This window comes from Prolinoborus fasciculus (assembly GCF_056724605.1).
In genome coordinates this window covers 21242-33736 of the sequence record NZ_JBWZQN010000036.1, presented here as the reverse complement: position 1 = coordinate 33736, position 12495 = coordinate 21242, and the positions used below count along the sequence as shown (strand labels likewise).

General features: G+C 43.0%; 9 protein-coding genes. 7 read left to right on the top strand and 2 right to left on the bottom strand.

Features of this window, described 5'->3' with window-relative positions; genetic code table 11:
- Nucleotides 1–142: 142 nt before the first annotated feature.
- The gene (locus AC1P5O_RS09875; RefSeq protein WP_121980142.1) at nucleotides 143–913 is read left to right on the top strand and encodes a TorF family putative porin; all 771 of its coding nucleotides are present in this window, start codon (nucleotides 143–145) and stop codon (nucleotides 911–913) included.
- 365 nt (nucleotides 914–1278) lie between these two features.
- Nucleotides 1279–3480 (top strand): OsmC domain/YcaO domain-containing protein, encoded by a 2202-nt coding sequence (locus AC1P5O_RS09870; RefSeq protein ID WP_121980141.1) that lies wholly within the window; start codon nucleotides 1279–1281, stop codon nucleotides 3478–3480.
- Nucleotides 3481–3738: 258 nt separating this feature from the next.
- Here the strand turns inward: AC1P5O_RS09870 and AC1P5O_RS09865 are convergent, their stop codons facing one another.
- Together AC1P5O_RS09865 and AC1P5O_RS09860 are read right to left on the bottom strand one after the other, a co-directional pair.
- Nucleotides 3739–5451 (bottom strand): electron transfer flavoprotein-ubiquinone oxidoreductase, encoded by a 1713-nt coding sequence (locus AC1P5O_RS09865; protein ID WP_121980140.1) that lies wholly within the window; start codon nucleotides 5449–5451, stop codon nucleotides 3739–3741.
- Nucleotides 5452–5676: 225 nt separating this feature from the next.
- Complete coding sequence (locus tag AC1P5O_RS09860; protein WP_004280319.1) at nucleotides 5677–6513, bottom strand: IclR family transcriptional regulator; 837 nt, start codon at nucleotides 6511–6513, stop codon at nucleotides 5677–5679.
- A 504-nt stretch (nucleotides 6514–7017) separates the two neighbouring features.
- Between AC1P5O_RS09860 and AC1P5O_RS09855 the strand changes: the two genes are divergently transcribed.
- The 5 genes from AC1P5O_RS09855 to AC1P5O_RS09835 all read left to right on the top strand — a co-directional run bounded on the left by AC1P5O_RS09855 (nucleotide 7018) and on the right by AC1P5O_RS09835 (nucleotide 12309).
- Nucleotides 7018–8172 (top strand): acyl-CoA dehydrogenase family protein, encoded by a 1155-nt coding sequence (locus tag AC1P5O_RS09855; protein ID WP_121979794.1) that lies wholly within the window; start codon nucleotides 7018–7020, stop codon nucleotides 8170–8172.
- Between the two features lie 31 nt (nucleotides 8173–8203).
- On the top strand, nucleotides 8204–9403 hold the full coding sequence (locus AC1P5O_RS09850) for an acyl-CoA dehydrogenase (protein WP_004646973.1): 1200 nt from the start codon (nucleotides 8204–8206) through the stop codon (nucleotides 9401–9403).
- Between the two features lie 254 nt (nucleotides 9404–9657).
- Nucleotides 9658–10938 carry an MFS transporter gene (locus AC1P5O_RS09845; RefSeq protein WP_004646972.1) on the top strand — a complete coding sequence of 427 codons (1281 nt, stop codon included), beginning with the start codon at nucleotides 9658–9660 and terminating at the stop codon, nucleotides 10936–10938.
- Nucleotides 10939–10978: 40 nt separating this feature from the next.
- Nucleotides 10979–11650 carry a 3-oxoacid CoA-transferase subunit A gene (locus AC1P5O_RS09840; RefSeq protein ID WP_004730985.1) on the top strand — a complete coding sequence of 224 codons (672 nt, stop codon included), beginning with the start codon at nucleotides 10979–10981 and terminating at the stop codon, nucleotides 11648–11650.
- Entirely contained in the window at nucleotides 11650–12309 is a 660-nt protein-coding gene (locus AC1P5O_RS09835) for a 3-oxoacid CoA-transferase subunit B (RefSeq protein ID WP_121979793.1), read from the top strand. Before AC1P5O_RS09840 ends, AC1P5O_RS09835 begins: the two co-directional genes overlap by 1 nt.
- Nucleotides 12310–12495 lie beyond the last annotated feature (186 nt).

Below are 12495 nucleotides of genomic sequence, written 5' to 3'. Positions count from 1 at the left end.
TGGAAGCAGATGAAATATTATTGGCGAGATTTTCAAGTCATGACAGCTGACAAAATAGAGCAATGGGTGGAGAAAGTATCAAACCAATTCGGAAAAGAATACATGTTTACTTTTTAATGGATACTTAATACATTTATATTTTATGAAAATATTCAATCAAACAGTGCTGTTTGGCTGTGCTGCTGTTTCAAGTTTTTACTGTTATGCCGATGGTGCGGAAGTAAAACAAATAGAAGCAAGCGGAAACTTGAGTGTGGTCTCTAAATACGTCTCCCGCGGTTTGACCAATGCGCCTGAAAATGATGATGTTGCTGTACAGGCTGCATTGAATCTGGCTTATGGTAATTTTTATGTCGGATATTGGGGATCTACGCTTGGATACTCTTATGCAGAAGTGCAGGGGCGTCAGGGACATCGTTCAGACAAATTCGAGCATAACTTTCTGCTGGGTTATACCCATAGCAGCGAAAATTATGATTGGGATCTATGGAACGCAACCTATTATTATCCGGGCGGTGAGAACACCACTGGAAATGAGCTGGGTTTAAATGTAAGTCGTACATTGAATGATCAGACCAGTATCGGCGCCAGCGTATCGACCTATCTGTATGATGTGGCTTATGCCAATCAGGGCGATACTTTTTATACGCTTAACCTGAGCCACCAGTTGAATGATCGCCTGAATGCCAGCATTACAGCAGCAGGGAGCTATTTTAACGATGAAGGCAAATATGAGGGTGGTGAACTGGGCGATACCGAAAAGCAGTTTGCCTTTCGTTATGCCTCTGCCGGACTCAGTTATGCCATCTTGCCTCAATTAAGTGTGTCAGGCGAATATCTGCTGGGAGGTTATGATCGCTATGGTGAAAAGCAGCGCAATCTGGCTTTATTTGGTTTAAGTTATGATTTTTAATTAGTTCAGTTGTATGGTCTTGACTGAGGTGTTTTATCCGAAATTTGACCGGATCAAAAATCTCAGCTAAAGCTCACCAAAGCAATAGAAGAAGCAATGCAGCAAAACAGGTTATAAAAACTGAATATATCCTGTTTTTGTTTGCGTCATTTACGAGAAATATGCCGGAAAAACTCACAAACGTTATCAATTTCATCAAATGACTCTATAATAGCGCCCATCCTTAAAGGGTTCGCCGTAGCAGCATGGCTACGTCATTACCCTGATTCATTTTTAAGTCAAGTTCTCCTGCGTAATTCGGCTTGTACATTCAGATTCAGCATCTTATCTGTCCATGTGGCACATAAGAACATTTAGGTGTCCACATGGAAATCAAGGTCAATTATCTCGACAATCTCCGCCAAGAAGCCAAATTTGATGACTTCACGGTAATTGCCGATCAACCGATTCGCTATAAAGGCGATGGTTCCGCTCCCGGCCCATTCGATTATTTTCTGGCCTCATCGGCGCTTTGTGCAGCTTACTTTGTCAAAGTATATTGTGCAGCACGTGATATTCCGACTGATAATATCCGCCTTTCGCAAAATAATATTGTTGATCCTGAAAACCGCTATAAACAGATTTTTAAAATTCAGGTGGAACTGCCGGCTGATATTTCTGAAAAAGATCGCCAAGGAATTTTACGTTCGATCGACCGTTGTACCGTCAAGAAAGTAATTCAAACCGGTCCTGAATTTGTCATTGAAGAAGTGGAAAGTATCGATGCAGATGCTCAAGCCTTGTTAATGCCAAGTCTGGCTTCTGATCATACGACTTTTATTCCGGGTAAAGACCTTCCGCTGGAAGAAACCATTGCCAATATGTCTGCAATTCTGGCAGGCCTTGGCATGAAGATTGAAATCGCGTCTTGGCGTAATATCGTGCCGAATGTGTGGTCATTGCATATCCGTGATGCGCAGTCGCCAATGTGTTTTACCAATGGTAAGGGCTCAACCAAAGAAAGTGCGCTGGCATCTGCTTTGGGTGAATTTATTGAGCGTCTGAACTGTAACTTCTTCTATAATGACCAGTTCTGGGGTGAAGATATTGCCAATGCAGAATTTGTGCATTATCCGGATGAAAAATGGTTCCAGCCAGGTCCAAATGGCGAGTTGCCAGCAGAAGTTTTAGATGAACATACCCGTGAAATTTATGATCCAGAAGATGAGTTATTGGGTACCCATCTTTATGATACTAATTCGGGGAACAAGGCTCGCGGTATCTGTTCATTGCCATTTGTACGTCAGTCTGATGGTGAAACCGTTTATTTCCCATCAAATCTAATCGAAAACCTTTACTTAAGTAACGGGATGAGCGCCGGGAATACCTTGGCTGAAGCGCAAGTACAATGTCTGTCTGAAATTTTTGAGCGTGCGGTAAAACGCGAAATTCTGGAAGGTGAACTGGCACTACCGGATGTGCCTGAACATGTTCTGGCAAAATATCCAAAAATTGTTGAAGGCATTAAAGGCCTAGAAGAACAGGGCTTCCCGGTTCTGGTCAAAGATGCATCTTTAGGCGGTCAGTTCCCGGTCATGTGTGTCACCTTGATGAACCCACGTACCGGCGGTGTATTTGCCTCATTTGGTGCCCATCCAAACTTTGAAGTGGCTTTGGAACGCAGTCTGACTGAGTTATTGCAAGGCCGTAGTTTTGAAGGTCTGAATGATCTGCCAAAACCAACCTTTAGCAGTAATGCCGTGACTGAACCAAATAACTTCGTCGAGCATTTCATCGACTCGAGCGGTGTAGTGTCTTGGCGTTTCTTCAGCGCGAAATCAGATTATGATTTTGTCGAGTGGGATTTCACTAATAACGGTCAAAATTCGAATGCGGACGAAGCTCAGGAATTATTCACGATTCTGGAAGACATGGGCCATGAAGTTTATATGGCGGTGTATCAGCATCTAGGTGCAACAGCTTGCCGTATTCTGGTACCGGGCTATTCGGAAATTTATCTGGTAGAAGATCTGGTTTGGGACAATACCAACAAGGCTTTGTTATATCGTGAAGATATCCTGAATCTGCACCGTCTGGATGATGAACAACTGCAAGCATTGGTTGAGCGTCTGGAAGAAGCAGATGAGGATGACTATACCGAAATCAAAACCTTGATCGGTATCGAGTTCGATGAAAATACTGAATGGGGCCAACTCACTATTCTGGAACTGAAACTGCTGATTTATGTGGCTTTGCAGCAATTTGAAGAAGCCAAAGATCTGGTTGAGCAGTTCCTGCAGTTCAATACCAATACCGTTGAACGTGGCCTGTTCTACCAGTGCATGAATGTCGTTCTGGAAGTCATTCTGGATGATGAAATGGAACTGGATGATTATGAGCACAACTTCCGCCGTATGTTTGGTGATGCCCGTATGGATGCCGTTCTAGGTTCAATCGAAGGCACAGTTCGTTTCTATGGTTTGACCGAAACCAATATGCAGCTTGAAGGACTGGACCGTCATTTACGCCTGATTGACAGTTACAAGAAACTGCATGCGGCGCGTGCAAAGTTTGTGGCTCAGCAATAATCCATAGATGAATGACTAAAAATTTTCGTTATTTGTTTTAAATCTTAAAGATGGCTTACTCGGTTTCGAATAGGCCATTTTTATCTCTGACCCTATATACAATCTTTTCTATTATTTCTATTCTAGCTTATTAATTCCAGCTCCCGAGGGAACTGGGATTACCTCAAAAATTAAAGTGAAGTGTTAATACTAACTGCTTCAAGATTGGGTATGTGAATGTGAGAAATAGATGTATTTTTCTCCTTCACAGGAATTACCTTACATATTCGGGTAATTCGGACCACCACCACCTTCCGGTGTCACCCAGGTGATGTTCTGTGACGGATCCTTGATGTCACAGGTCTTGCAGTGCACACAGTTGGCTGCATTGATCTGGAAACGCTTGGAACCGTCATTATTTTCCATAATTTCATAGACTCCCGCCGGGCAGTAACGCTGTGCAGGCTCGTCCCATGTCGGCAGGTTGACTTCCACCGGAATAGAGGCATCGGTGAGTTTTAAATGCGCTGGCTGGTTTTCTTCATGGACCGTATTCGAGACAAACACTGAAGACAGACGGTCAAAGGTCAGCTTGCCATCCGGTTTTGGATAGTTTGGCTTGAAGCTTTCAGCCGCCTGGGTTTTCAACGCAGCATGATCCTGAACCAGATCGTGCAGGGTAAATGGCACTTTAAACACGTTCTGGTCGATAAAGTTAAAGGCACCCCCGATCCATTGACCGAACTTGTGCATGGCCGGGCCAAAGTTACGCGAGTTATATAACTCTTCTTTCAGCCAGCTGTTGTTGAACTTGTCGGTATACGCGGTCAGTTCTTTGACAAAGAAATCTTCGCCTTCCACTACACGTGCCACCGCCAGATCACCGCCTTTTTCTACACCGGCAGCTATCGCTTCAAAGACCGCTTCACCGCAGAGCATGCCGGATTTCATTGCAGTGTGTGAGCCCTTGATCTTGGCAAAGTTCAGGAAGCCGGCATCATCACCAATCAAAGAACCACCCGGGAAGGTGAATTTTGGTAATGAGTTAAAACCACCTTTGGTCACAGCACGCGCACCATAAGAAATACGCTTACCACCTTCCAGATACTGCTTGATCAATGGATGGGTTTTCCAGCGCTGCATTTCCATGAAGGGATACATATGCGGGTTGGTGTAAGACAGATCCACTATCATGCCCAAGGTCACCTGGTTGTTCTCGGCGTGGTACAGCCACCAGCCGCCTGAAGAACCGGTTTCAGAAAGCGGCCAACCGGCACCGTGCATCACCAGACCCGGTTTGTGCTTGGCAGGATCGATTTCCCAGAGTTCCTTAATCCCGATCCCGTAGTGCTGTGGATCCGCATCCTTGTCTAGGTTGAATTTCTGGATCAGGCGCTTACCAAGATGACCACGGCAGCCTTCAGCGAAAATTGTGTATTTGGCATGCAGTTCATAACCCGGGGTAAAGTTATGCGTCGGCTCGCCATCTTTACCAATGCCCATGTCACCGGTTTGAATGCCTTTGACTGTACCATCGGCATGATACAGAATTTCTGATGCGGCAAAGCCCGGGAAGATCGATACTTCGAGTTCTTCGGCTTTCTGGCCTAACCAGCGCACCACGTTGCCGAGCGAGATGACATAGTTGCCATCGTTATGCATGGTTTTAGGCACCATCCAGTGCGGTGCTTCCTGTGATTTTTCATCTGACAGCAGGAAGAAGGTTTTATCTTCAGTCACCGGGACATTCAGCGGGGCACCCTGTTCTTTCCAGTCCGGGAACAGCTCGTTCATGGCACGCGGTTCAAGCACAGCACCAGACAGAATATGCGCACCGACTTCGGAGCCTTTTTCTACGACACAAACGGACAAATCGTTTAAGTTGTTTTCAATTGCAAGTTGACGGATTTTGATCGCAGCAGAAAGACCCGCAGGGCCTGCGCCTACGATGACGACGTCAAACTCCATCGATTCTCTTGTTATATTTTCCATAATATAAAATCCAATTTCGCTATACGATATTTATAGCATTATCTAAATCGGTTATGAAGCTTATTTTTGATCTTTTTATTTGAAATAGGACTTTATCTTTTTTAAATCTTATCTATTTCGCAGCATTAAAAAGGTTTGCTGAGAATTCTGGATAAAGGAAGAAGATGTGTAGATTGGGTATTCAATAAAAAGAGCGACTTAATGTCGCTCTGATAATTAATTTTTTTATATGTTATTGAGATTCATTGCAATATTATTCACCATGTGAATCAGACGCGGTCCAATTTCATTTTCCAGTTTTTCCTGATTTAACAGATAACTTGGGGCACCACAGTTAAACGTTAATATCCCATGTTTGGGGTGAACCAACGGAACTGCCACGGAATTCACATCTTTTGCCCAGTCACCTAGAGACAGACAATAGCCATAATCCTGATAATCACGGATTGCACGTTCCAGATTACGCTTGATGGTTGGCCATTGATCTTCGTTTCTTTTCTTGATCGCATCAAATAAATATTCGCGTTCCTTTACATCCATCGCTGCCAGACAGGCACGTCCCATGGCACTACTATGAATCGGTAAAGTCGAACCGACAGGGCGGCGCATAGTCAGTGTCGATTCTGTATGTACTACTTCCAGATAAATCATGCTGAGACGGTCACGGGTAGCCATTGCCACAGGGGCTTGGGAATAGCGTGACATTTCTTCCATAAATGGATAGGCCTGAGTACGTGCAGAAATATTACTCAAAGCTGCATAGCCTAAAGCCAATACCCCAACATCCAGTAGATATTTCGTGGTATTCGGCAGTTGTTTTAAATAACCTAAAGAAACCAGAGTGCTGGTAATACGCGCTACAGTCGGCTTAGGCAAGTTGGTTAATTGTGCAATTTCCTGATTGCCAAGCAATTGATTGGTCGCTGAAAAGCAACGTAAGATTTCCAATCCACGCGCAATAGACGCAATAAATTGAGGATTATTTTCTCTATGAATATGTGAAATCGGATCTAAACGGATTTCATCAAAGTTGGGAATTTCACCAGTTTTATTTTTTGTCATGGTCAGGGCAATTAAAGTTAAATTAATGAATATGATAGCAACATAATTTCACGATACAAAATAAAACACTTCTACAAAAGATAAAATATAGGAAAAAGTGCCGAAATTATTTGTGGTCGAAAAGAATCCTGTTACCCAACTTTGAAGACAATATAAAATCATCTAGTTTTTTAGGTTTAACACGTAGCCAATATATTTAAAAAGTTTCGATTTCTCCGAAAGAGTCAGTGATCGATAAATATTACAGCAAGAAAAAAGGTTTAATTATCTATTCAAAAAAAACTGATAAATAGAATAATCACTCATCAAAATATTTCGTATCGTGAAATTAAATATTAAACACAAATCAACTGGAATACCAGAAAAATTTCATTTTTTAGTTAAAATATAAAATTTTTAATAATTTCACTTGCTCAAAATGATTTTATATGATTATTTATTTCGTAATACGAAACAAAAATAAGGGTAAAGGAATTTACCTAAATTATATCCATGGAGATTCATATGATTCGTGATCCGGAAATGCTAGACCAACTTCTGTCAACGATTCGCGATTTTGTAAAAAATGAACTGGTGCCTCTTGAGCATGAAGTAGAAGAGAACAACGCCATTCCTGAACATATTGTGGAACAGATGAAAGAGCTGGGCTTGTTTGGCCTGACGATTCCAGAAGAATATGGTGGTTTAGGCATTACCATGGAAGAAGAAATTCTGGTCGCGATGGAGTTAGGTCATACATCAGCTGCATTCCGCTCTTTAATTGGTACTAACAACGGCATTGGCTCAAGTGGCATCATTATCGACGGTACAGAAGAACAAAAACAGAAATATTTACCGCGTTATGCAACGGGCGAAATTATTGGTTCATTCTGTTTGACCGAACCGGATTCCGGCTCAGACGCTGCTGCTTTAAAAACCAGTGCAGTCAAAGACGGCGATTATTATATTTTAAACGGAACTAAACGCTTTATCACCAATGCACCACGTGCCACGACATTTACCGTGATGGCACGTACCAATCAAGAGATTAAAGATGCGAGCGGTATTTCAGCATTTCTAGTCGAAGCAGGCACACTTGGTTTAAGCCTAGGTAAAATTGACAAGAAAATGGGCCAACATGGTTCCTATACCTGTGATGTAATTTTTGATAACTGTAAAGTGCATAAAGATCAGCTGATTGGCGGTGTAGAAGGGATTGGCTTCAAAACAGCAATGCGCGTTCTAGATAAGGGCCGTCTGCACATTGCCGGTTATAGCGTCGGCATGGCAGAGCGTATGCTGGAAGATGCACTTAACTATGCAGTGGAACGCAAACAGTTTGGCCAGCCCATTGCGAATTTCCAGCTAATCCAAGGTATGTTGGCAGACTCCAAAGCCGAGATTTATGCAGCCAAATGTATGGTGCTGGATGCTGCGCGTCTACGTGATGCTGGCCAAAATGTTACGACTGAAGCCTCTTGTGCCAAAATGTTTGCAACTGAAATGTGTGGTCGAGTTGCTGATCGCTGTTTGCAGATTCATGGTGGAGCGGGTTATATCAGTGAATATTCAATTGAACGTTTCTACCGTGATGTGCGTCTGTTCCGTTTATATGAAGGAACCACACAAATCCAGCAAATTATTATTGCGCGTGAAATGATTAAACAAGCAACCGCCTAATCTCATAATTTTAAAATAAGGAAATATTAAAATGACGACAAAAATTAGATTTGATTGGCAAGACCCGTTTTTAATAGAACAGCAACTGACATCAGAAGAGCGCATGATTCGCGATGCAGCGGCAGCGTACTGTCAAGACAAACTGATGCCGCGTGTACTGGAACAGTTCCGTCATGAAAAAACCGATCCGGCTATTTTCCGTGAAATGGGAGAACTGGGTTTACTCGGTCCAACCATTCCGGAACAGTACGGCGGTGCAGGTTTAAATTATGTCAGTTATGGTCTGATTGCTCGTGAAGTTGAACGTGTCGATTCAGGTTACCGTTCAATGGCCAGCGTACAAAGCTCTCTGGTGATGGTACCCATTAATGAATTTGGTTCTGAAGAGCAAAAGCAGAAGTATTTACCAAAATTAGCAACCGGTGAATATATTGGTTGCTTCGGCTTGACCGAGCCGGATCATGGTTCGGATCCGGGCAGCATGATTAGCCGTGCTAAAAAAGTCGAGGGTGGTTACCGTTTAACTGGCGCAAAAATGTGGATTACCAATAGTCCGATTGCCGATGTATTTGTAGTTTGGGCCAAAGAAGTTTCTGCCGAAGGTAATATCGGTGACATTCGTGGCTTTATTTTAGAAAAAGGCTGGGAAGGGCTTTCTGCTCCAACGATTCACGGCAAGGTGGGTCTACGTGCCTCAATCACCGGTGAAATTGTAATGGATAACGTCTTTGTTCCAGAAGAAAATGCATTTCCGGAAGTTCGCGGTTTAAAAGGGCCTTTTACCTGCTTGAATAGTGCACGTTACGGGATTGCCTGGGGTGCCATGGGAGCTGCAGAGTTCTGCTGGCATACCGCGCATCAATACACCATGGACCGTAAACAGTTTGGTCGACCACTCGCTGCGAATCAGCTGATCCAGAAGAAACTGGCAGATATGCAAACTGAAATTGCACTCGGTTTGCAGGTGGCTTTACGTTTTGGCCGCATGAAGGATGAAGGCATTGCTTCAGTTGAAGGTACATCACTGATCAAGCGCAACAACTGCGGCAAGGCACTGGATATTGCCCGTTTGGCCCGTGACATGATGGGTGGAAATGGCATTAGCGATGAATTCGGTGTAGCCCGTCATCTGGTTAATCTGGAAGTGGTAAATACCTATGAAGGTACCCATGATGTACATGCCCTGATTTTAGGTCGTGCACAAACCGGAATTGCAGCCTTTTGCAACTAAACCTGACATCAACTTCTAGCCAGCATTGCTGGCTAGATTGTTTTACGGGTTTAAGAATTGTGCTTAATCACATCATTCAATGTATTGCTACGTGATTTCTGCAGAGAAAATTTATCAAGAACTTTGAAAATCATTTTATACCACCTTGCTAAAGCGTGGTAATGATCAGCGAATATTCTATATTTCACCTAAATAATTAAGTGAAATATGCGTTTTAAAAAGGCACAGGAGTGCCGAAAAGTAGAAAGAGCATTATGGATACGATCAGTTCACAACAACACCCAGTGGAAGGTGGAAACGAACCCAAGCAAAGAGTCTGGATTCTGGCCTTTATTTTCTCATTTTTAGCATTATTGGTTGATGGTGCTGATATTGCGTTATTAGCCTACAGTCTGACCAGTCTGAAACAAGAGTTTTCATTAAGTAATATGCAGGCCGGTGCCTTAGGGAGCTGGACGCTTGCAGGCATGGCTATCGGCGGTTTTTTTGGTGGCTGGGCTTGTGACCGTTTTGGCCGGGTTCGTGTGATCGTCATTGCCATTGCATTATTTTCTTCATTAACCTTCTGGTTAGGATTCGTAGAAAGTTATGATCAGTTCAAATGGCTGCGCTTTACGTCTGCGATTGGACTAGGTGCTCTATATATTGCCTGTAACACACTCATGGCAGAGTATGTACCCACCAAATATCGCTCTACAGTATTGGCAACGCTTATGACTGGCTGGACTTTAGGCTCGGTGGTCGCAACTGTTCTGGCTGGATGGCTATTGCCTGAATTTGGCTGGCGATACCTCTATTATATTGCCATTATTCCAATTGTACTGGCCTTCGCGATGTACTTCTTGGTGCCTGAGCCGAAAGCTTGGTTAGATGCGCGTAAAGCACGCCTGGATGCAAAAGCCAGTGGTATTCTGCAGGAAAAACCAAAAAATACTTTTAAAATGATTTTTGAAGATGCACTTAGCCGTCGCATGTTTATCCTCTGGTCCTTCAGTACCGCATTTTTACAGTTTGGATATTATGGAGTCAGCAACTGGCTACCGGCGTATTTAGAGACTGATCTGGGAATCAAGTTTAAAGAAATGACCATGTATATGATCGGGACTTTCCTGATCATGATGTGTACCAAAGTTATTGCTGGTTTTATCGCTGACCGGATTGGCCGTCGTGCGGTATTTGCTTTCGGCACTATGGGTACTGCAATTTTTATCCCTGTGATTGTCTTTGGTAATACGCCGGATAATATCCTCTGGCTGATGTTATTTTTCGGTTTTCTCTATGGTATTCCATACGGTATTAATGCGACTTACATGACAGAAAGCTTCTCCACCAAAGTGCGTGGAACAGCAGTGGGTGGGGCATATAACGTAGGCCGACTGGGTGCGGTGTTTGCACCTCTTACCATTGGCTATTTTGCTCAAGGAGGCTCAATTGGTACCGGCTTACTGATTATGGGCATTGCCTATTTTCTTTGCGGCCTGATACCCGCTTTCTTTATTAAAGACCGCTTATTTGATCCACAAAAGGCAGATTAATCTGCACTCGTAATATAGATAGAACATGCTAGGAAGCAATATGATGAATAAAATCACGCAGGATATCGAGACGGTACTTAAGCAAATTCCTGATGGTGCACACATTATGACCAGTGGTTTTGGCCTGGCAGGTCAGCCGGTAGAATTAATCGAAGCATTAATTGACTTTGGTCCTAGAGACTTAACCATTATTAACAACAATGCAGCTTCTGGAGATCGTGGTCTAACCAATCTGCTGTTGTCTGGACTGGTTAAAAAAATGATCTGTTCATTTCCACGGGCCAATAACTCAACCGTCTTTGAAGATCTGTATAAAGCCGGAAAAGTTGAGCTGGAACTGGTGCCACAAGGCAATCTGGCCTGCCGTATTCAGGCAGCCGGTGCAGGCTTAGGAGCTGTTTTTACTCCAACCGGTTTTGGTACCAAAATAGCTGAGGGTAAAGAAACCCGTAATATCAATGGAAAAGATTATGTGCTGGAATATCCGATACATGCTGATTATGCCTTGGTTTATGCCAATCAGGCAGATCAGTGGGGCAACTTGACCTACCGTAAGGCAGCACGGAATTTTGGTCCGATCATGGCCAAAGCAGCAAAAACCACCATTGCACAAGTCCATCAAGTTGTGGAACTGGGAGAACTTGATCCAGAGATCATTGTAACGCCAGGAATTTTTGTACAGCATGTGGTCAAGGTTGGAGATATTAAATAATGAATATTCAAAAACGTAGTCGTGAACAGATTGTAGCTAAAGTTGCACAAGACATTCCAACCGGCTCTTTTGTAAATTTGGGTATTGGTTTACCGACACGCGTAGCAGGTTATTTAAAACCTGAACAAGGAGTAATTCTACACTCGGAAAATGGCGTTTTAGGTTTTGCTGCATTGAGTGATCATGAACAGGCAGATGATGATCTGATTAACGCCGGCAAAGAACTCGTAAGCATGTTGCAAGGTGGCAGTTTTATGAATTCTGCCGACTCTTTCGATATCATGCGAGGCGGGCATCTGGATATCTGTATCATGGGGGCTTTCCAGGTGGCTATTAATGGTGATTTGGCGAACTGGCATACCGGTAATGCTGATGCTGTACCTGCTGTAGGCGGTGCGATGGATCTGGCGGTGGGTGCTCGCTGTGTTTATGTTTGCATGGAACATGTGACTAAAAACGGTGAAGCAAAAATTGTTGAAGAACTGACTTATCCTCTAACAGGTAAACATTGTGTCAACCGTATTTATACCGATCTCTGTGTGATTGAATTAAAAGACAACCAGGCTCAGGTTATTGAAATAGTGGATGGTTTAAGTTTTGAAGAATTGCAACGGCAGACTGGCTGTAAATTAGTGGACAGTCGTCAACAAGCAGCCTAAAAATAAGTCCGCAATATTCTGATTGAGTAAAAGTATAGTTTTAGATCACAGCTTCGGCTGTGATTTTTAAATTTTAGAATTATTATCAAATACACGTAATATTGACCATATTTCCGCATTTTAAAGATATAAATACAAACTTTTGCTAATGATTATTTGAATAATAAGTCTAAAATGTTAACAAGC

What these genes read in the sequence shown, in the direction of transcription:
- AC1P5O_RS09875 (WP_121980142.1), top strand. Translation starts at nt 143, where the DNA reads ATGAAAATATTCAATCAAACAGTGCTGTTTGGCTGTGCTGCTGTTTCA.
- AC1P5O_RS09865 (WP_121980140.1), bottom strand. Translation starts at nt 5,451, where the DNA reads ATGGAAAATATAACAAGAGAATCGATGGAGTTTGACGTCGTCATCGTA.
- AC1P5O_RS09850 (WP_004646973.1), top strand. Translation starts at nt 8,204, where the DNA reads ATGACGACAAAAATTAGATTTGATTGGCAAGACCCGTTTTTAATAGAA.
- AC1P5O_RS09840 (WP_004730985.1), top strand. Translation starts at nt 10,979, where the DNA reads ATGATGAATAAAATCACGCAGGATATCGAGACGGTACTTAAGCAAATT.
- AC1P5O_RS09860 (WP_004280319.1), bottom strand. Translation starts at nt 6,513, where the DNA reads ATGACAAAAAATAAAACTGGTGAAATTCCCAACTTTGATGAAATCCGT.
- AC1P5O_RS09845 (WP_004646972.1), top strand. Translation starts at nt 9,658, where the DNA reads ATGGATACGATCAGTTCACAACAACACCCAGTGGAAGGTGGAAACGAA.
- AC1P5O_RS09855 (WP_121979794.1), top strand. Translation starts at nt 7,018, where the DNA reads ATGATTCGTGATCCGGAAATGCTAGACCAACTTCTGTCAACGATTCGC.
- AC1P5O_RS09870 (WP_121980141.1), top strand. Translation starts at nt 1,279, where the DNA reads ATGGAAATCAAGGTCAATTATCTCGACAATCTCCGCCAAGAAGCCAAA.
- AC1P5O_RS09835 (WP_121979793.1), top strand. Translation starts at nt 11,650, where the DNA reads ATGAATATTCAAAAACGTAGTCGTGAACAGATTGTAGCTAAAGTTGCA.